The sequence below is a fragment of the Verrucomicrobiota bacterium genome, assembly GCA_027622555.1.
GTDB lineage: Bacteria > Verrucomicrobiota > Verrucomicrobiia > Opitutales > UBA2995 > UBA2995.
Genome location: JAQBYJ010000006.1, coordinates 15,770 through 36,622 on the forward strand (window position 1 = coordinate 15,770; position 20,853 = coordinate 36,622).

The following is a 20,853-nucleotide window of genomic DNA, read 5'->3' on the forward strand; positions in this document are numbered from 1 at the left end:
TTATAAAAAAGGCTTCTGATTTTCAGAGGCCTTTTTTGTTGGATAAAGGAAAATACTCTTCCAGCAATGGCCTGAGAACCGGTTTGATAATTCTGGCCAATTCTTCATTGGCGTATCCAACCCATGAAACCGGGGCAACAGTATCGATCGGCGCGTCCACTTCCCCGCCCCAGGGAGACTCTAAAATGCAACCCGCCTCAGTTAACAGAAGCCCGGCCCCGACATCGTAAGGGTGGCAAGTTAGCGATCCAGGAACGCCAATTGAACTTAACGCTTCCGGCCTGATATCCCCAAAAAAACGATAATGTCCGACTATCAACTCGTACATTTGCCCAGCAGTACTAATGTATTGATCGTCAAAAATAACGGGTGACTTTGAATTCCCATAATAGCCAAGACCTTTCCACAGGTCCGTTTCGAAGCGAGCTATCAATTCTTTTGCCTCAGGAAAAAACTTCACGAACCCGGCCACACCGTGCTCTAAGGTTTTTGCAGAAGATGGGTTTAATGAAAAAGTAGATTGTTCCCCGCTGTCCAGGTTTAGCCGTAAGGAAACCAACCCACTTCTACCACAGCCTTTACAACCACTAATCTGATCCGAGATTCGCTGTTTAGACGTGGGGAGCTCCGTGATCATGGCTACCTCAATATCACCAACACGATTGCTTCCAAACTTCTGCGGAGCAACTCCAGCAATTACCCAGGCTGACCGTTTGTCATACATGAGTTCGCGAGTACCATCAATCGGATCAATTACGACTTTAAACAAAGTATCTTCCAAACCATAACCTGAGGGAAACAATACTGGCGCTTGATCCTCAAGACCTTCGACTATCAGCTCGATCGGCAAGTCGTCCGGCCAATTATTTGAGAACCACTCCAGAAGAGATTCCTCGCTGAACTTATCGATCAAATAAATGGTATCTGACTCAGAAACACCACTCACTGAAGCTAGCTGTTCAGGTTCAACTGTCGATCGTAGGGAAATAACATGGTCCCTGACAGCTGTACCTAGTTCACAAAGCAGTTCTCGGATCCGCTCTTTTTCGAATTCAGTCATTGAATTATTCAACTATTTTTAGGCCAAAGGACTGTGATGAAATCGATCTCGTAAATCTGCGGTTGAGATGACTCATCATCAATTTGGATGAATCACGGTATTGCTTACTTCGTCATTCTTATCGGGAAAATCCAGCGTAAAATGGAGCCCTCGACTCTCCTGTCTTTGTAAGGCACATTTCACAATCAACTCGCTTACTTGAATGAGGTTTCTTAATTCAAGTAAGCGAGGTTCCACCGTAAAATTCCAATAATATTCGTTGATTTCGGCTGATAAGAGCTCGATTCGTTTTTGAGCGCGTTTCAATCGTTTAGTTGATCGGACTATACCTACATAATCCCACATGGCCTTGCGCAGTTCTTCCCAATTATGGGTAATGACAACACGTTCATCAGGATCGCTCACTTCACCATCCACCCAATCAGGCAACTCTAGAAACCCCACGGAAGATTCTTTAAGATATTTGTCTACAGCAAAAGCCCCGTTATTTGCCATTACCAAAGCTTCCAATAAAGAGTTGCTGGCAAGTCGATTGGCGCCATGCAATCCGGTACAAGCAACTTCTCCACAAGCGTATAATCCGGGTAAATCGGTTTCTGCATCGAGATTGGTAACCACGCCCCCACAAAGATAATGAGCAGCAGGAACTATAGGTATCCAATTTTTGGAGATGTTGATCCCCTGCTCCAGGCAAGCCGCATAAATCGATGGAAACCTTTCCTGGAGGTAATGCTCACCCTGGTGGGTTATATCGAGCCAGAGGTGAGCTGAGCCACTTTTCTTCATCTCAGCATCGATCGCTCGTGCTACAATATCACGAGGAGCAAGTTCAGCTCGCTCATCGTAGTCATCCATAAATCGATCTCCTGATAAATTACGCAATAAGGCGCCTTCTCCTCGAACTGCTTCGCTTATAAGAAAACGCTTAGGTGAATCGGAGTAGAGTGTAGTTGGATGAAACTGAATGAACTCCATGTTCGCAACGGGAACACCTGCGCGGTAAGCCATCGCAATACCATCTCCAGTGGCAATTGATGGATTGCTTGTGAAAGGGTATACATGGCCGGCCCCACCAGAAGCCAGCAACACAGCCTGTGCTGCAATGGTTCGAACATCTCCAGTTAACACATCTAATACATAAACGCCTACCACTCTATCTTCGGACGACTCATTTCCAGCGGAAAGCTGCTGCATTTTTTTTTGGGTTATAAAATCGATAGCGAAAGCATGTTCAAAAGTGCTGATTAGAGGGTGATTCTCGACAGCAGAAAGTAAGGCCGTTTCAATCGCCTTTCCAGTCATATCAGCAACGTGAAGAATCCGCCTTTCCGAATGCCCACCTTCTTTACCAAGCGAAAAAGAACCTTCCTCGTGTCTTGAAAACTCGAGTCCAAGATTGATAAGCTCCTGAACGCATTGAGGGCCTTCTTTAATAATCTGACGAACTACTTTTTCATCACACAATCCGTCGCCGGCAATCAAAGTATCTTGAACATGAAGGTCTACGTCATCGGTAGCCGAAGTAACAACCGCGATACCACCCTGCGCATAATTAGTGTTCGACTCCGCACGTTGTTTTTTCGTAATAATGGCCACTCTATGGCCAAGCTCGGCAGACTTGTAGGCGAAGCTCAAGCCGGCGATGCCGCTACCAATTACTAGAATTTCAAATCTTTCAGCCATGGAACGGAAAAGGTAACGGCATTAAAGTAAAGAGTATTTGAATCCCTCGATCAAAGAAGGATGTTGTCGAGCATTCGTACCTCATCCAACCAAACAGCGGTCAAAATGAGGGTTTTACCAGAAACGACTTCGCGCACAGGAGTCATGGAATCAATATCAACTATTGCCACATAAATGATGCGAATCCGGCGACGCCTACTGAGAATGTGAATGACCTCAGCAGTGATGCGGTCAGGATTTCGAATTCCGTTGTTCACCATGTCCTTTCCAGCTTTTAAAGCCTGATAGACTCCGGCTGCTTCAAGTGCTTGCTGAGGAGAAAACCACTCATTCCTGGAATCAATAGCCAATCCTGATTCCTCACGAACAGTTGGGTAAACTTCTATGCGGGCATTAAAATGTAGATCTCGAATCATCCGACGCACAGCTGCGATCTTTTGCGCATCTTTCTGGCCAAAAAACAGTATGTCGGGATGAAATAGGTTCAAATACTTGGCAATTAAAGTAAGAGCACCCGAGAAATAATGCGGCCTCGATTGACCGCATAACACTTCAGTGATTTGCTTCTCGTTTACGAAGGTGGAATAGTCATCTGGAAAAAGCTCTTGGGGATCTGGAAAGAATACCCAGTCGACACCCAATTCTTTGCATATCTCAAGGTCCTGCTGTTTTCGTCGCGGGTAACGCTCGTATTTTTCATGAAGGCTAAACTCCTTGGGATTGACGAAGATACTCAGTATCAAAACGTCAACTTCGACGCGCGCCAACTGAATTAGGCACTTATGTCCTTCATTCAGTGCTCCACCTGTTGAAATGAACCCAAGTGATTTCTCTGCAAGCCGAATCCGACCTTTAATGGCATCATACTCAGAAAGTGAAGAAAATGTTTCCATCGAAAGTGTTGCTTAAATCAAAATCAATCCGTCTTAAATTGCACCAATAATCTCACTGAGATAATCACTTAATCCTTTGCTTACTTCCACAATTCATCAACGACATCATCGAGATCCTCAGCGATTAACTGACTTACCATAGACAACCCATTTGAGAGTCCTCGAGCCAGATTCGAATAGTTTCCTTTGTCCCATTTTAGATTTTCTCCGCCAAAGTAGCCTTGCTTGTAAATCGTTCCATCGCGAGTCGATTGAACCGTCCAGGAAACTTTTAAAAGAAGTCGAGCTTCCGGAGATTCCTGAGCTTCAAATGACTGAAATTTCAAGTGAACGATAATATCAGGATCGGAATGATCAGGCCATGGAAGAGCGTGTAAGCTTAGCACCTTCGAGGATTGCCTCTCAATATTTTGAGTTAGAATGCGTTGCAAACTTACAGACGGCCTTTCAGCCCACAAATTTCTTTCTGTGTACCGCAGTTCATTTTCGCCAGTCCTTACTGCAATTTCTTTCCGATCCAAATAATCAGGAACTTCAACCTGATCGAATCCAACCTCAATAACTGTTTCTGCCGAGTTGTCACCGGCTTCAATAGGATCGATTGCCGTTAAGGTATAATAGTGGGTAGGTTGCAAATCACCTTCACCACCAATTCCAATGCAACCAACACTGAACACAAGCATAGATAAAGTTAATAGAATGAAGGAGATTCTCATGGTTGCATTTGGATGTTAATCAGGTGATGAAGGTCGGCCGCTGATCAGGGAGCTCGGATTGCGTTCGAGATAATCAGTCAAACTTCGCAATGATTCAGCTGCTTCGGTTAAGCTGCCCAATGCGTGATCCAAATTTGTTCGAACACTTGATTGAGGACGCACCATTACATGCAAAGAGGATGTAGTTACTTCCAAACTCTCCAGTGTTTTGGTCAACTGTTGTAACGCGTTTTGCAAATCCTCTGCCGTGGGATCGACCGCGGATCTAATTTCCGATGCCAAGCTTTGATATTCGGTGAGGGTCAGTTCCATCTTTTCGAATAGCTTTGGAAACTCTGGCGACTCAGCTAATGCGGTAAATGAATTAGCCGTACCTTGTAGGCTTTGAGAAAGCCCCTCAAGATCGGCATTCAGAATTTCCGTATTTAAGTTCTCAAGCAGGTCGATCAATTTCAATGAAATGCCTTCGAAATCTACCGAATTAAAGCGTTTGATAAAGTCTGTTACGTTATCAGAGAGCTCGGCCAAAGTCCCTTTGAAGGTAGGAATTTCAAAAAATTCAGAAAACTGGCTGTAGTACTCAGCCGGATACTCATCGGGATTTACAATGTCTAACTCGACGTACATAAGACCTGTTATAAAGCTCAAAGTCGCCAATCGAGCCCGAAGCCCATCATCAATATAGTTTCGAAGTTCGTCGGGTTTGGATATGTCAATCAATGACCCCATTGATTCATCAAAATTCCTTTTATCAACTTCATAAATCACTGGTATGCGACTAGAAACGCCCTCTCCTTCTGTCTCTCCCAGAAAAATCTTAAGCTCGGTAACTTGCCCGATCTTTACGCCCCGAAATTTCACAGCAGCCCCCACCTCGAGACCACTCACTGTTTCATCAAAATAAGTAACGAATCTATAACTTGCTCTCGAGAACGCAGATCTCCCAAGAAAAATTAACGCAACCACAGCAAAGGCGAGGGCACCGAGGACAAAAATCCCAACAACGGTGGCATTTGGTTTCGTACTCATAAATATTGGAGGAGGGAGTTATAGAACACTAACAAAAAGTGCAACCCTGGTTCTGAAAAATCAAATTTAGTAAACATCATGGTTGCTGAGAATAACGGCCTCCTCTTCGGCTTAGGAATTCGGTCACCCTTTCATCTCTAGAATTGTTAATAAGATCATGCGGATTACCTTTGGCTATCATCGACTTGGTCTGGGGATTCAACATCAAGGCCTGGTCGGCTATGGCAAATATGCTATCAAGCTCGTGTGTCACAACGACAACGGTAGTGTTGAACAAGTCCCTTAAGCTTAAGATCAGGTCATCAAGACGTTTTGAACTAACCGGATCCAGCCCCGAGGAAGGTTCATCGAAAAATAAGATCTCGGGATCCAACGCCATAGCCCGAGCGAGTCCGGCGCGTTTGCGCATACCACCACTCAATTCATTCGGGTAAAATTTTTGAAACCCTTTCAGGCCCATCTGGCTAAGCTTCATGTCAACGATCTCCTGAATCTGACCTCGCTTTAAGTTGGTGTATTCCTCCAACGGAAATGCAACATTCTCCTCCAAGGTCATCGAACTCCACAAGGCACCTCCCTGATAAAGGACTCCAAATTTTCGTAACAACGATTCTCGTTCTCGCTCAGAGCTAGTTGCAAAATCCTGGCCTTCGTATAACACCTGTCCTCCTGAGGGTTCAATAAGCCCAACCATGTTTTTTAGCAGAGTACTTTTCCCACATCCCGACCGACCCATGATCACTAATATCTCTGCCCGTTTTACTTCAAAAGAAATATCATGCAGGACTTGGTAATCGCCGTAAGCGCATATCAAATCTTTTACCTCAATGTGTGGAATTTCAGACACGTTTATTAAATTTCGTAAATACTGTAAAGAACTGCGAAAATGGAATTGGATATTATGATCAACAACAAGGAAGTTACCACGGCCGATGTTGTAGCTCGTCCAACACCTGTCGAACTGCTTTCGCAATTCATCCCGCGTAAGCAACCGGAATAAGCGATGATAATTCCAAAAACGCTGGATTTAATCAGACCGGAGCAGATGTCCATCAAACTGATATTAAGAAAGGTTTCCTGAATATAGGTTTCCACCGGCATGTTTAACGTAATCTTGGCCACCAGCATACCCCCGATCACTCCAAGAGAGTTCGCATAAACGACCATCAAAGGTGTCATAATCGAAAGCCCAATGACTCTCGGTAGAACCAGGTAGTCAACCGGAGATACCGCCAAAGTGCGAAGTGCATCGATCTCTTCTGCCACTTTCATTGAGCCAATGGTTGAGGCAAAAGCGGCTCCCGTTCGGCCAGCCAATACAATGCCCGTCATGATCGGCCCCATCTCACGAACCATAGCCAAGCCGACAAATGCTGGAGTAAAATATTCTGAGCCATAATCCTTCAACAGATCAGCTGCCTGAAACGCCAAAGTGACGCCGATAAGAAAACTGATAAGCCCTACGATTGGTAACGCCATAGGGCCAGTGTCCTGCATGGAACGAAAACAATCTACCCATCGCATTCGAGAGCCTCCAGTGAACAACCGAAAGAAGGAAACAATGATCTCACCCAAAAAATCGGAAAATACGCGTAAATCGCGCCAGAAACTGATCGTATAGTTTCCCACTTCTTCGGCAAAATTAGGAGCTCCTTTAGGCTCCATTCCATCAACACGGGAGTCCACAGCACTCTGCGTCTGCAACATCAACCGGCCCAAGCCATGGGGTAAACAGTCACAGTTTAACTCCATCTTGCGACCGTCAGACCACTCTTTTGCCTGATTTAAAAATACGAGGAGTGATGAATCCCAATCCTCAAGATTTTTGGTTTCTAACAGAAGCCCATTCACATCAGGTCGAATATCTCCTCTTTTAACAAACTCCTTAAAAGAAGGTGCAGTTTTATCCAAAAACCATTTACCCATCAAACGAATGACAAGCGTTTCACCAGTCTCCTCCAGCTCAACCTGGCTGGCATAAGGATATTTCGACATAAAAGTGCAGAGGATAGGATATGAATCAACAGGCTATTCAGTTGATTTAAGGCTCACAATAGGCAAACACTCCTTCCCTAGAATGCAAAGCCTATTATTCGACTTGGATGGTACTCTATTGGACCACTTTACCTGCTTGGTACGTTGCTACGAACACGTGCTAACCGAACTTGAACAACCCATCCCGACCAGGGATCAAATCAAACGTGCGGTTGGTGGCTCCGTTGAGTTGACAATGGCCAATTTCGTACCAGTGGAGTTGCACAAAGAAGCCTGTGCTCGCTGGAAAATTCAACTTAAGGAGATCCTCACTGAAGATGCCTATATTCTTCCTGGTGGTCTCCCCTTAATCCAGGCACTGAAAGCCCAGGGTAAACAGCTGGCCGTATTTACCAACAAAGTTGGTGAACATTCCCGCACTCTTTGCGACCACCTGGAAATCTCACAATATATGGATGCAGTGGTCGGCGCAGACGACACACCTTACCGCAAACCGCAAAAGGAATTTTCTGAATACGTTCTCGCGCTTCTTGATGCCGATCCGGCGACCACGGCCCTTATCGGCGATAGTCCCTACGATATTCAAGCGGCCCATTCAGTCGGTATTCCAGCCTACTGCGTAACCACCGGCACGCACAACCAAGTGGAATTGGAGGAAGCAAACGCGGACGCCGTATTTCCCGATCTTCCTGCACTGGGCAAAGCACTATTTGGTCTCGATCTTCTTCCTGAAATTGCCTGACCTTCATTCTCCTTAGATAATAACAAAGGCCTCTCTTGGCGGGCTTTCAGCTAAACGGCTCGAGCGAGAGCCTTGTCTACATCTCGCAATCCGGTTCTTGCCTCTACCAGGCTGACGCCCTGCACGGTAATCGCGCTTTCGGTTTTATCCCACTCTATCAACACACGTACGCGAATAGCTTTGGAACGTGAGACTACATAAGCCATCCGTTGATAAGCCTGCGGAAACAGCGTAACTTCTGCCACTCCGGTTTCATCCACAAGCGAGACAAACTTCATCGGCTTCCCGTTCACTGCGATAAAGTTTCGCACCGCCACAATGATTCCCACGATTTCCACCTCGCGGCCGACATACTCCACCAATTGATCAATAGATACCGCGCTGATCCGGTTTATCCCCTCCAACCACAGTTCAAAGGGCGACATCGTAATCGGGTAACCAAGCAAATCCGTTTCCCAGTGAGCAAACACTCCGGGCTCCTCGGACTGAAAAGGGAACGGCTCCTTAGTCGGTTCCGGTTGAAGTAAGCGTTCGCTTCGCTCCACGTAATCCTGGCGGCGATAGTGCTCCGCCCACCAAACTGCCTCATAACGATTTTCGAAAAAAAAGTGCAGGGCTCCCGACTTGGCCAAAAGTAGCAAATCAGCCCGATCGGGAAGCACCCGCACTAGAAAATCATCCCAGTCTTCAAACACACGTTTCTCCACCTCCACCCTCCACGTATTCAAGAATTTGCTACCCAACCCTTTAATGCGGGACAATGGATAGAGCACTGTATCGTTGCGAAACCAAAATCCGAAGACCGGGCGCGTCACATCGGGCAGCTCGAAACGGTAACCGTGACGCAACAGTTCCAGCATGTATACCAGCGCGCTATAAAATCCACGACCGCTTTGTAGCACTGCCGTCATGAAATAGCCTAAGTAGTGTTTCTTTAGGAACGCTCCCTGGAATGCTTCCACCGCATAAGCCGCACCATGCGCTTTGTTAAACATGTAGCCAGAGAACCCTACCAATAATTTCCAGACGGTATCGATCGCATCCTCGTCCCTATCCTTATCACGGGCACAGGCGTAAAACTCATCCTCCAACTCCTGCATGTCGCGGCCTTTCAGCTTCTTTATCAGTATGCGACGCAACAAATCAGCCCGCCCCAGATCCATACCTGCCCAGTGGTGCGCCACCAATAGGATGTGCTCCTCATAGACCATCAATCCAAAACAGTCGCCCAGAAGGGGCTCAAGGTCCGGATGCACATAAGTCGGCTCTTCCTGACCCAGATAACGTCGGGAGAATAAGGTCTTCTTATCCTCGTTGGCCGCTCCCGGGCGAATAACGGACACAACCCCAACCAGGCAATCGATATCAGCGCACTGACACATCTTGAGTAGACTTGTCATCGCCGGCGACTCGATATGGAAGACTCCCCTAGCCTCGCCGCTGGCCATCATAGTGTAGATCTCCGGATTGTAGTAATCAATACGATCAAGCGGTGCAAATACCCCTAACTCCTCACGAATATTTTCGCAGGTATCACGGATAACGCTCAACCCGGCTTGCCCAAGTAAATCGAGTTTTAGCAGACCGAGATCCTCCACTGGCTGCATCGACATTTGCGTCATCATATAACCTTTATTCGACGATAGCAGCGGCGTGAAGTCGGCCAGCGGTCGGTCTGCAATAACGATACCACAGGGGTGCATCATTGGATGCCGTGGCAGGCCATCGAGACAGAGCGCTACCTTAAGTATCTCTTCGAAACGCTCTTCATTCTCCAGGTGTTTGTTCTCCTGATGATCTTTGCGCTTATACATCATATCAGCCATGCCATTATAGGGCATGTAGCGCGTCATGTAACGTGCCTCGTTCTCTGAGACGCCCATGGTCTTGGCCACATCTGCGATGGCCGCTCGACTTTTAAAGGTACTGAAACCGCCGATCATCGCTACATGATCTGCACCGTATTTTTCGTACACATACTGAATAACCTCGTCCCGTCTATCCCAGGGAAGATCCAGATCGATGTCCGGAAGCTTTGAATGCTTGAGCCGTTCCCGATTTAGAAACCGCTCGAAGTTCAGCCCGAAACGAAAGGGGCACACATTACTCACACCGAGACTGTAACAAACCAGACTACCCGCGGCGCTACCCCGTGCGAGCAAGGGAATAGTGCGTGCCCGGCAGGCCAATACGATGTCGTAGAAAATTAGGAAATAGCCTGCATAACCCGTCTCCCGGATGATCGACAGCTCGCGCTGAATGCGCTCAAGCAGCTCCTTTCGTGTGGGTTTATTTTTCCACGGGTGGTGCTCTTTTACGTAACGCAGGATGATACCCCGCAGACACAAATACCTCAGCTGTTTGAAGTCCTGCTCGTTTCGTCCGTCGTCCGATTCCCCCAACGTACTTCCATATACACCAGCCTCCTCCGCTGCGACTAGCAACTCTTCACGTTTGTTAGGAGGCAGGGCGGCCTCGCCGAGACCGCCGGAATAGGGATGGATCGCCTGGCGATCGAACCCTGTCTGTACATGTGGTAACCAGAGTTGATCGAAGACAAAATCGAACTCACAGCTTTCTGCGAATTTCCGGGTTTGAGTCAGCACTCGTGGGACTTTGCCAAATCGGTGTCGCATGGCCTCGGCCGCGACAAAAGCATAGTCACCGGGAATCAGTTTATCCGGATGAGCCTGGTTTATGCAGGTCAGTGTACCGATGGCTTGCAAGACGCGTAGGACCTTCCACTGATCGCGAGTCACACACCGAGCTCCGCTCATAGCTACCCAACGGTCGGTCAAAGGTGAGAGTTCCCGGTATACCCTTCGCTGAAGCTCCTGCTCTCTCGGAGTGTCCCATTGAAGTTCGATCCACAACTCAGGACCGAGGTGCTCCACACATAGATCCCACGTACGCCTCCAAACGACCCAATCGCTCACTTGCGGCAAGGCATTGCGCGGAGGAACCGGGCGAACCGATAGATGAAAGTGCCCGCCAAACTCTCGCCAGAAGAACTGAAATGCCGGCAGAGGAATTCTGTTTCCCTGCATTTGCCAGAGTGACAAGTAGCGCGAAAGTACCTGGTAGCCATCGACAGTTTTAACGGTCAGCTGAATCTCTCCCAACTCCGCAACTTGTAGACGGCATCCAAACACCGGCTGCATCTCCATACGCAGACAGGCCTGGGAAAACTCTACCACTCCCCAAAACCCTCCAACATCCGCAATACCCACGGTGCGATACCCCAAGCGATAAGCCAATTCCACCAACTCTCGCGGCGATAGCAGCGAGCCATAAAAAGAGTGAAAGCCATAATTCCCCAAACTTTCCATAGTAAACATATGTTCACTATATTTAAGAGAATGCAAGCCTCCATTTCTGTGTTTCCAAAATTAGTTCAGGAAAGCAAACTACCAAAGATTTGGATAGAAACAGGCGACTGGAGATATCGTTCAAAACACCGAAAGGAATAGACATTTAACCAAGAGGACCCTAAACCCGGTTGCGATGATTACACTTATCCGACCTCCAGCTATAGATGTCCTTCGATTTGCGACAACATCCGTAAGCCCACCCATCGGTCTGGCCTACGTCGCTGGATCACTTGAAGCTGCCGGACACACCGTAAAGATTGTTGATGCAGTAGCTGCAGATCCGACGCAAACGACTCGAGCCTATAAAGGATTCCTCATGGGCCTTAAAATCGAGGAAATGACTGAACGCATTGATGAAGCCACAAAACTCATCGGGATAAGTACCATTTTCACCCATGAATGGCCCATTGTGGTCCAGCTGGTCCGGCTAATTAGAAAAAAATTTCCTGACGTACCCATTATGGTGGGAGGAGAGCACGTCTCATCGATGCCCGAATTTTGCTTACAATCCTCGGACGTTAACTTCGTCGTAATGGGAGAAGGTGAAGAAACCTGTGTTGAACTGGCAGAGGCTATTTTCTCTGGTAGTTCACATAAAGAAATCGCCGGTATTGCCTACCATGAAGGTGATTCGGTTATCACAAATCCCAGACGACAGCGCAATGCCGCATTGGACGATATCCCACGACCGGCCTGGCATCTTTTTGATTTGGCCAGCTATCGGAAGCATGGCTTGATTGGTGGAATCGACACGGATGGGATCACCATTCCAATGCTCGCAACGCGCGGATGTCCGTACCAGTGTACCTATTGTTCCTCCCCGAATATGTGGACAACAAACTGGGTTGCGAGAACACCGTCCAAGGTTGTGGACGAAATGGAATATTACATACGCGAATTTGGAGCGTCCAATTTTCCGCTTCAAGATTTAACAGCCATCATTCAGAAAGATTGGATCGTTGATTTCTGCCAATTGATAATCGACCGAAACTTGAATATTACCTGGCAGTTACCGACCGGAACACGAGCCGAGGCTATTGATGATGAGGTGGCTGCGCTTCTGAAAAAGAGTGGAATGGTTAGTATGGCATATGCTCCAGAATCCGGATCGGACGAAACGCGCGAGCTCATTAAGAAAAGGATTCACAAAGATAAACTCCTGAAAAGTATGGAGGCCGCGGTAAAGCACGATCTCCATGTGACCTGTTTTTTCGTCCTTGGGTTTCCACATGATACCCCGAAGCACTTTAAAGAATCGCTGTCTTTTGTGAGACAACTCGCAGAAACCGGATCGGAAGATATTGCGATAAGTTTTTATATGGCACTGCCGGGGACAGAGCTATTTCGAAAACTCTACAATCAGGGAAGAATCAAATTCACGCGGGACTACTTCAGGCACATCCTCGATGCGCAGACTATGGCTCCGTCCAATCTCTATATGGACGTAGGAAGCCGGGAGATGCTGAGCTATTGGAAACTACGGATATACTTTGAGTTTTATGGAGCAAAGTCTCACAAGAACACATTCCTCGGAGTTCTTATCAGTGTATTCGGCGCCGTTCCTGGCATGTTTAAGAAGGTGCACGTATCCCGTATGGAAACGGCATTCAGAAATTTCCTGACGAACTGCGTTCGTATGTTCAAAGCGCAGTTTCGCCCGCGATGGATGCCGATGAAAGAAGAACTCGAGATGTTTGAACCTTGGCATGATCTATTTGCTTCAACCATGGATATAAAAGCGGCGGGAGCGCCCGAGTTGAAGGAAACGGGTAAGATTAATTTCATGAGTATATTGAAAAAGGAGCACGCACAACGAGTAGAGTATAAGAATGAGATTCGAACGGAAGTAACCGCCGACACTTAATCTAAAAGAGGCCCTAACACCTTATGAAAAGTCCTAAAGACGTTCAAATAATTGGACAGGAAATCGCTATCCTATGGCATAATGGAGAGGAAGATTATTTCCCGATGGCATTTCTGCGCGAATTTTCACCGAGTGCCGAAAACATAGGCGAGATGGATATCCTGGGAAAAGTGCACGGAGGTAAGCCCGGTCACAAGTATCCAGGCGTAACGGTAACTGGCTGGGAATTCATGGGAAACTATGCCATTCGATTTGATTTTAGCGATGGGCACAACACTGGCCTGTTTTCATTCGATTACCTGACTACTCTCAGAGAACGGCAAAAGGACTGGTCTTAGTCCGCTTATGCAAGCGGATTGATATTGGGAACAGTTGGCAGCGAAAAAACGGGAACCCGCCTTAATACACGCCACGATCGCTACTTTCCATAAAGTCGAGAAAAACCTTAGCGCGTGGATGACTGGCATGATCCGAAGCCAATGTAGTTTCCATTGCCTGTTTTCGATTTAATCCTTCGCGGTAAAAAGTCTTATAGAGGAATTTCACCACAGAAAGATCTTCTTTGGTAAATCCATGACGTTCGAGCCCGACTTTATTAAAGAATTTAACTTCCGGGTCACGTCCATCGATCAGCATGTACGGTGGCACGTCCTTCACCGTTTTCGACATACCACCCACAAAACAATAATCACCAAAGCGGCAAAACTGATGACCCGCTGCTCCCCATGAGATGATGACGTGATTACCGACAACGCAGTGGCCAGCGAGGGCGTTTTGACCACTCATAATGAGGAAGTCGCCAATAACGCAATCATGAGCAACATGTGCATAAGCGAGAAACACATTGTTATTTCCAATCTTCGTAAACTTACCGTCTTGAGTACCTCCGTGAATAGAAGTGAATTCTCGAAAGGTATTTTGATTGCCTACCTTTAATCCAGGCTTTCCGCCGTCGAATTTCAGATCCTGTGTTTTTGTGCCGATACAGGCATAGGGAAAAATCTCATTCTCCTCACCTAAAAAGGTATATCCTTCCACGGTAGCATGGTGATGAATAACGGTGTTTGGCCCAACAGTTACTTCGGCGCCAACAAAGGCATAAGCGCCAATTTCAGCACTTTCATCTATTTTGGCTCCGGGTTCAATTATAGCCGTTGAATGAATACTCATGAAATGAAGTGTTAAGAATCTTCTTCTGCTACGAGTGCGAACATCATTTCCATAGAAGAGACTACGGCCCCGTTAACTTTGCAAGAAGCAGAAGCACTTCCAATTTTGTTAGCTCGGAGTTTTAAAATCTTTGCCTCGATCACCAGTTGATCTCCTGGAACAACTATTTTCCTGAGCTTCACTTTATCAGCACTAATAAAGAGAGGAATCTTCCCTTCACCGCCACAACGTAAAAGCATCAGCACACCGGCAACCTGGGCCATGGCCTCGATTTGCAAAACTCCGGGCATGATTGGATTGCCCGGATAATGACCCGTAAAATGAGGCTCGTTAACCGTTACGTTTTTAATGGCAGTCAACTCGGTAGTATCCGACTTAATTTCTATCACACGATCCACCATAAGGAATGGATAACGATGAGGTAACAGATTCAGTAATTGTTGAATATCCAGCTCGGTTGCATCTGATATCACAACCGGTTTAGGGGCCTTTTTCTCAACCTTCTTTTTGGAAGCTTCAGACTCGGCAATCATTTTTTCATAAATGGCACGGGTCAGCTTGGCGTTCAAAGCGTGACCAGGAATGAGTCCAACAATATGCGCCTTGATCGGCATCCCGAGGAGAAATATATCTCCAATAATATCCAGAATCTTGTGACGCACCATCTCGTCAGGAAAACGTAGAGGTTCTTTTGAGAGAATCTTGTCGCCCTTGATGACAACCGCACAATCCAAACTACCGCCTTTAATCTTCCCCATCTTCAGAAGCGGTTCGATCTCCTCGTAAATCGTGAAGGTCCGGGCCGAAGCAATCTGCGTTGCATACACGTCGGGATCGATGTCGATAGAGAGATGTTGGGTATGAACCGCCTTCTGGTCGGTGGAAGTGCAAGTGACCTTAAAGCCGTCGTAAGGCAAAGCTACCAATGAGCGATTACCATTGGTGACAGAAATAGGATCCTTGAGCACGTAAAACTCCCGTTCCTTGTCCTGTTCAACAGGCTCACCCTCGAGGACCATATTTAAATAGTGTTTAGCGGAGCCGTCAAAGACGGGAAGTTCATTTCCATCCACCTCAACCATCACATTATCCACACCCATTCCGTTGAGCACACTCAACAGGTGTTCTGTCATTTCAACTTTGGTGTAGCCATCCGAAATAGTTGTGCTGCGAATAACTTCCGAAACATTCTCGATGGATGCTTTCACCTCTGGTTTACCGTACAGATCAACTCTACGAAAAACCACACCGTGATCCACAGGAGCAGGTTTGATAGTCAGGGTTACTTCCTCGCCGGTGTGAACGGCTTTTCCTTTCGCGGTCACTTCGCGCAGAATGGACCTTTGTTTCATGGGGTGGTATCCTTATAATATAGAAAGAAAAGGAAAGCACCAATTTTGGCACTCCCAAGCGGTTGACAACATAGGAATCAAAATCTAGCAACCGACCCAAACTCCTATTTTATGGCTTCACCTACCGACATCCGTAAAGGACGCGTCATCGATTATAACGGCACGCCTCACCTTGTTTTAGACATGCTGTTCCGCACTCAAGGGCGCGGATCAGGTTGGACCCAGGTCACATTAAGGAATTTGAAAACCGGGAGTAGTTCCACCGTAAAAGTGCTGCCACTAAAGCTGCCACAACCGAATCCGGGTTGGTCCTACAAGTTCCTCTTTTCGTAAAAGTTGGAGACAGAATAAAGATCAATACTTCGGATAAATCCTACCAGGGCAGGGTTTAGATTTAATTCAATTATCTCCAACAAAAAACCGCATCTTTTCAGAAACGGTTTTTTGATAAATAGTTGCTTCCGCGACCTAAGCTACGCGCTCGACTATGAGCTGCGGAGGATTCGGACGTTTGGGCGCGAGACGATATGCTTGTTTGAAGTATTCGAGCACGCTTTCCAATTTTGCTTCGTCATTGTAGTGAATCATCATCAACGGCTCTCCTTGTTTCACCTGGGTACCGACCTTCTTGATTTCAGAAACGCCCACAGCAGGATCAACATGCTTCTTTCGCCCATCGCGGTTGGCACCGAGAAGCTGAACTCCACGAGCAATCATACCGGCATTGATAGTGTGAACATAACCACGCTTCGGTGCAGGTAGTTTGCGAATATGTTTCGCAACAGGAAATTTATCCGGATTGTCAATGTAGCTTGAATCTCCGCCTTGGGCTTCAATCAACTCTTTGAATTTGGCAAGTGCCGACCCATCTTTCAGATGTCGTAGCACCGTTTGTTTAGCAGATAGAGTAGATCCCGCCACACCAGCTAAGCGAACTATCTCCATACCTAGCTTAAGAACGAGCTCCTTCAAATCCTCAGGACCTTCTCCTTTAAGTAATTCCACCGCTTCACGAATTTCGAGGGCTGTTCCTACCGTATCGCCGAGTGGCTGATTCATATCGGTAACAAGAGCCACGCAGCGACGCTTTAATGAGCGACCTACGCGGGTAATGGATCGGGCTAATTGCCTCGCCTGTTCAACATCCTTAATGAAAGATCCGTTCCCCCACTTCACATCAACCACCAATCCTTCCGCACCTTCTGCGAGTTTTTTACTGAGGACACTGCCGGTAATGAGCGGTAAACTAGGGATTGTCGCCGTATTTTGACGCAAACGGTAAAGAGCTCCATCAACTGGAGCAATTTCAGGGCTTTGTTCAACAATGCAGCAACCAGTTGTCTTTAACTGATCAACAAACTGTTTTAGACTCATACGACCACTGAATCCAGGAATAGCATCAAGCTTGTCCAAGCTGCTGATTAGGAATTCTTCATCCTGACCAACCATCATCGGCATTATAACTCCACAAGAAACAGCCAGGGGAGGCAACACCAATGAAGTCTTGTCTCCTACTCCACCGGTAGAGTACTTATCAATCTTGGGACGTGAGATCTGTGAAAGATCAACGACTTCCCCAGAAAGCATCATCTCCTCAGCCAAAGTAGCTGTTTCCTGAGCGGACATGCCCTGGAAATAGATAGCCATAGCTAAAGCGGCCATTTGATATTCAGGCATTTCCTTATCGAGCAAGGAATCTACAATATATCGAATTTCTTCTGGGGAGAATTCACCACCATCGCGCTTTTTCTCTACTAGGTAGGAGTAAGACGGCTTTATGAATTTCTTGGGTACAAGTATCTTTTTTCTCATAAAATTAATAGACCAGCATGGACGGTCTCGGCGGCCAAAATTGCAAAGGTTTAAGTAGTAGGTAATTAGGTCCTCTTTGTCGAGCTTATTCTACGAAGGAGGTAATCTTTAAACATACTCCCGATAAGCCAATTGAGCAAAAAATCTAATCTTGCAGTTTCAAAACGACCTCCCATTGGTTTGTGGGATGACGATATGGTTCGACATTGCTAGAGGCCTTGAAGAAACATTAGGAGGTACAGCAACTACACTTCCTGATTTTGATGGAAACTTTTCTCCGGAAGTCCGCCAGGCCGATCCAAGATTTGGAGACTACCAAGCCAATGGCGTATTACCTTTTGCCAAGCGCAACCAGAAAAATCCAAGAGCACTTGCGGAAACACTCATAGACGCACTTCTTGCATCCGGATGCTTCGATCCAGATATGATTGAATTAAGCGTAGCAGGGCCTGGCTTCATTAATTTTAAACTGAGTCCTCGATTTCATTTCGAATGGTTAACGAAGTTCAGAACGGCTGACGATTTGAGGAACGCTGCAGCCCTCCGACTCAAAGGTAACAAAATCATTATTGATTACGGTTCACCTAATTCGGCAAAGCAGATGCATGTAGGGCACCTCAGATCCACGGTCATTGGTGAAGCCATTAAGCGATTACTGGTATACTTCGGAGCGGACGTAATTGGAGACAACCATATCGGTGACTGGGGCACTGCCTTCGGCAAGTTGATCCTTGCCATAAAACGAAAGGGCTTCGATTTACAATCTCAGCACGAGGATCCTTTGGCTGAACTAGAAGCACTTTATAAATGGGGAAACAAGGTCACAGACGAAGATCCAGAAGCTCTTATCGAAGCACGTGAGGAGCTTGTTAAACTCCAAGAAGGCGATGCCAAAAACGTCGCTATGTGGGAAGCGATCAATCGAATCAGCAGTCTCGGTTTCCACAAAATTTATGATCGGCTCGGCATTGATTTCGATTACGAGTTGGGTGAAAGCTTTTACCGTGACAAAGTTCAGCGCGTTTATGATGAACTCGAGGAAACAGGAGTTGGTGAAAAAAGCGAAGGTGCCTGGGTGGTGTTCTTTCCCGAACATAATCGTTTCAAAAACCAGCCTTTTCTTTATCGGAAATCGGACGGCGCTAGTAACTACGCAAGCACTGACCTTGCTACCGTTCTCTACCGTCTCGAAATATTCAATGCGGCTCAAATCATCTACGTTACTGACGACCGCCAAAGGGACCATTTCCAACAACTCTTCTTAACCATTGAAGAGTGGTTTGAAGCCAAAGAATACAAAATCCCCGAACTTCACCACGTATATTTCGGGACTATTCTTGGTGAAGATCGTAAACCAATAAAATCGAGAAGCGGAACTCCGGTTCTATTAAACGATCTTCTTAATGAGGCCGTCGAACGCTCGCGGGAAACAGTCGAAGAAAAAAGTCCGGATTTTTCGGAAAATGAAAAAAATGAGATTGCCGAAACCGTTGGCATTGCTGCCGTGCGATATGCGGATCTGATGCAAAATCGGTCAACGGACTACATTTTTTCCTGGGATAAAATGCTGAGCATGGATGGCAACACAGCGCCCTATATGCTATATGCAATCGCGCGAATAAAAAGTATTTTTAGAAAAACCGGGGTAGCTGAGAATGCGGAACTAACCGAAGCCAACCTTCTTGAAACCACCACAGAAATTGCCTTGGCGAGAAAGCTATCCGGATTTCCATTTGTATTGGATCAGGCGTTGATTGATTTAAGACCCCATCACCTGTGTACCTACTTGTACGAACTCGCTGGCGCATATAGTTCCTTTTACAGTGCCGATAAAGTAAACGTAGAAGATCCGGGTACTCGTGATCGCCGCCTCATGCTTTGCCAACGCACTTTACTTATTCTTGAAACGGGTTTGGCCCTTTTAGGGATCGGGACTTTGGAAAAGATGTAGGGTTTTCAATTCATCCGACGAATAAATTGAAAACATGCCTAGGCGAACTCCCACTGATATGGAGCCCTGGAAAGCATTTCACACCCAGTTTTTGTAAGCCAAACCACATCCTCAATCCGACATCCACCCAAGCCTGGATAATACAAACCTGGCTCAATTGTTAAAACAAATCCCGGTTTCAACGTAAGTTTATTGGCTCCTATACGTAAGGGTTCGTGAAGCTCCAAGCCAAGACCATGTCCGGTACCGTGGAAGAACCCAGTCGGAACTCCATTTACCCGCTCTGTTTTAAAACCTGCATCTCTGAATAGTTTGTTTATAGCTTCATGAACTTTATTGCCCTGGATGCCTCCTTTTATCATCGAGATCCCAAGCTTATGTGCGGCACGAACCGTCTTAACCAACTTTCTTTGGGCATCGGATGCCTTCCCTTTCAGGAAGGTCCTGGTCATATCACCAAAATAACCGTGTTTCTTCATTCGGGGAAAGATGTCCACAATGATTAGTTCATTCGCCTTGAGAGAACCAGAACCTCCACAGTGAGGATCACAAGCTTGGTCTCCTCCCGCAACAATAGTGTGTAATGCAACGCCCCCCATTCGCAAACAGACGAATTCGATTTCTTCACGTAAACGTTCGCTGGTAAGTTTTTTGCCTTCGAAATAAATAAAGCCATTGCGGATCTGGGAAGCTTGAAGAATTTTCTTAACCACCCTGAACCCAGCAGCAGAGCAACGGTTTCCTTCTCGAATCAATTCAGCTTCAAGGGCTGACTTTTCAAGTCGTTTAGGAAACAGAGCACCTTCAATCACTTGGAAATCAAAATTATGTCGATGCAATCCCTCAGAAATCCAAACAGGAAAATTCTGCGGGACTCGGAATAGATCGATGTGGTAAACATTGGCTAGCCAGGTAATTTGATCAACAACCGTTGCTGCACTTTTACCAAGCCACTCTTTAGCCGAACGCTCAACAGCCACCATCGATAATACGTCGGTTAACTGAGATTCATTTTTGGCACGGTTTATTTCAAGCTCACTAAATATGCCGATTTTTTTTCGACCGATTTTCAAACTCAGAAAACGATCAGGGACGAAGAAACCAGCAAGCCATTTTTGATCTGGATCTTGCTCAGTGTCTGCATAATTACAATCGGCAACAATTCGGTGTTTTTTGCTTTTTACCATGAAGCAACACCATTTAACTCCTTTGGAA

At 46.5% G+C, this 20,853-nt stretch carries 18 protein-coding genes; 6 read left to right on the forward strand and 12 right to left on the reverse strand.

All coding sequences use genetic code 11. From position 1 onward, the window contains the following. Nucleotides 1-22 precede the first annotated feature (22 nt). The 7 genes from O3C43_02750 to O3C43_02780 form a co-directional block, all read right to left on the reverse strand. Nucleotides 23-1,060, reverse strand: coding sequence for an inositol monophosphatase (locus tag O3C43_02750; protein ID MDA1065403.1), 1,038 nt, complete (start codon nt 1,058-1,060; stop codon nt 23-25). Nucleotides 1,061-1,138: 78 nt separating this feature from the next. Then, a complete protein-coding gene (nadB, locus tag O3C43_02755) occupies nt 1,139-2,743 on the reverse strand; it encodes an L-aspartate oxidase (protein MDA1065404.1) in 1,605 nt (534 codons plus the stop codon). Between the two features lie 50 nt (nt 2,744-2,793). Next, nucleotides 2,794-3,636, reverse strand: coding sequence for a pantoate--beta-alanine ligase (gene panC / locus O3C43_02760; protein ID MDA1065405.1), 843 nt, complete (start codon nt 3,634-3,636; stop codon nt 2,794-2,796). A gap of 80 nt (nt 3,637-3,716) precedes the next feature. Continuing rightward, nucleotides 3,717-4,352, reverse strand: a complete 636-nt coding sequence (locus tag O3C43_02765; GenBank protein ID MDA1065406.1) for a PqiC family protein — start codon at nt 4,350-4,352, stop codon at nt 3,717-3,719. A gap of 15 nt (nt 4,353-4,367) precedes the next feature. Further along, complete coding sequence (locus O3C43_02770) at nt 4,368-5,381, reverse strand: MlaD family protein (protein MDA1065407.1); 1,014 nt, start codon at nt 5,379-5,381, stop codon at nt 4,368-4,370. 76 nt (nt 5,382-5,457) lie between these two features. Beyond that, nucleotides 5,458-6,228, reverse strand: a complete 771-nt coding sequence (locus O3C43_02775; GenBank protein ID MDA1065408.1) for an ATP-binding cassette domain-containing protein — start codon at nt 6,226-6,228, stop codon at nt 5,458-5,460. Nucleotides 6,229-6,233: 5 nt separating this feature from the next. Next, nucleotides 6,234-7,376, reverse strand: coding sequence for an ABC transporter permease (locus tag O3C43_02780; GenBank protein MDA1065409.1), 1,143 nt, complete (start codon nt 7,374-7,376; stop codon nt 6,234-6,236). An 82-nt stretch (nt 7,377-7,458) separates the two neighbouring features. On the opposite strand from O3C43_02780, the gene O3C43_02785 reads away from it, so the two are divergent. Beyond that, nucleotides 7,459-8,118 carry an HAD family hydrolase gene (locus O3C43_02785; protein ID MDA1065410.1) on the forward strand — a complete coding sequence of 220 codons (660 nt, stop codon included), beginning with the start codon at nt 7,459-7,461 and terminating at the stop codon, nt 8,116-8,118. A gap of 50 nt (nt 8,119-8,168) precedes the next feature. Here the strand turns inward: O3C43_02785 and dnaE are convergent, their stop codons facing one another. Continuing rightward, nucleotides 8,169-11,456, reverse strand: a complete 3,288-nt coding sequence (dnaE, locus tag O3C43_02790; protein MDA1065411.1) for a DNA polymerase III subunit alpha — start codon at nt 11,454-11,456, stop codon at nt 8,169-8,171. Nucleotides 11,457-11,622: 166 nt separating this feature from the next. On the opposite strand from dnaE, the gene O3C43_02795 reads away from it, so the two are divergent. Together O3C43_02795 and O3C43_02800 are read left to right on the forward strand one after the other, a co-directional pair. Continuing rightward, nucleotides 11,623-13,353: a radical SAM protein gene (locus tag O3C43_02795; protein MDA1065412.1), complete on the forward strand. Its 1,731-nt coding sequence runs from the start codon at nt 11,623-11,625 to the stop codon at nt 13,351-13,353. Between the two features lie 23 nt (nt 13,354-13,376). Beyond that, nucleotides 13,377-13,691, forward strand: a complete 315-nt coding sequence (locus O3C43_02800) for a DUF971 domain-containing protein (GenBank protein ID MDA1065413.1) — start codon at nt 13,377-13,379, stop codon at nt 13,689-13,691. A gap of 61 nt (nt 13,692-13,752) precedes the next feature. Here the strand turns inward: O3C43_02800 and lpxA are convergent, their stop codons facing one another. Further along, nucleotides 13,753-14,523, reverse strand: coding sequence for an acyl-ACP--UDP-N-acetylglucosamine O-acyltransferase (gene lpxA, locus O3C43_02805; protein ID MDA1065414.1), 771 nt, complete (start codon nt 14,521-14,523; stop codon nt 13,753-13,755). 11 nt (nt 14,524-14,534) lie between these two features. Beyond that, nucleotides 14,535-15,875 carry a bifunctional UDP-3-O-[3-hydroxymyristoyl] N-acetylglucosamine deacetylase/3-hydroxyacyl-ACP dehydratase gene (locus tag O3C43_02810; protein MDA1065415.1) on the reverse strand — a complete coding sequence of 447 codons (1,341 nt, stop codon included), beginning with the start codon at nt 15,873-15,875 and terminating at the stop codon, nt 14,535-14,537. A gap of 111 nt (nt 15,876-15,986) precedes the next feature. Between O3C43_02810 and O3C43_02815 the strand changes: the two genes are divergently transcribed. Then, nucleotides 15,987-16,208 carry a hypothetical protein gene (locus O3C43_02815; GenBank protein ID MDA1065416.1) on the forward strand — a complete coding sequence of 74 codons (222 nt, stop codon included), beginning with the start codon at nt 15,987-15,989 and terminating at the stop codon, nt 16,206-16,208. After that, nucleotides 16,181-16,267 carry a hypothetical protein gene (locus O3C43_02820; GenBank protein ID MDA1065417.1) on the forward strand — a complete coding sequence of 29 codons (87 nt, stop codon included), beginning with the start codon at nt 16,181-16,183 and terminating at the stop codon, nt 16,265-16,267. Before O3C43_02815 ends, O3C43_02820 begins: the two co-directional genes overlap by 28 nt. A gap of 76 nt (nt 16,268-16,343) precedes the next feature. Here the strand turns inward: O3C43_02820 and O3C43_02825 are convergent, their stop codons facing one another. Then, nucleotides 16,344-17,687, reverse strand: a complete 1,344-nt coding sequence (locus O3C43_02825; protein ID MDA1065418.1) for a thymidine phosphorylase — start codon at nt 17,685-17,687, stop codon at nt 16,344-16,346. A 187-nt stretch (nt 17,688-17,874) separates the two neighbouring features. Here O3C43_02825 and argS point away from each other — a divergent pair, with 187 nt between their 5' ends. Then, complete coding sequence (gene argS, locus O3C43_02830) at nt 17,875-19,638, forward strand: arginine--tRNA ligase (protein MDA1065419.1); 1,764 nt, start codon at nt 17,875-17,877, stop codon at nt 19,636-19,638. Between the two features lie 38 nt (nt 19,639-19,676). On the opposite strand, the gene O3C43_02835 is transcribed toward argS, so the two are convergent. Further along, nucleotides 19,677-20,825, reverse strand: coding sequence for a M24 family metallopeptidase (locus tag O3C43_02835; protein MDA1065420.1), 1,149 nt, complete (start codon nt 20,823-20,825; stop codon nt 19,677-19,679). Nucleotides 20,826-20,853: the final 28 nt, after the last annotated feature.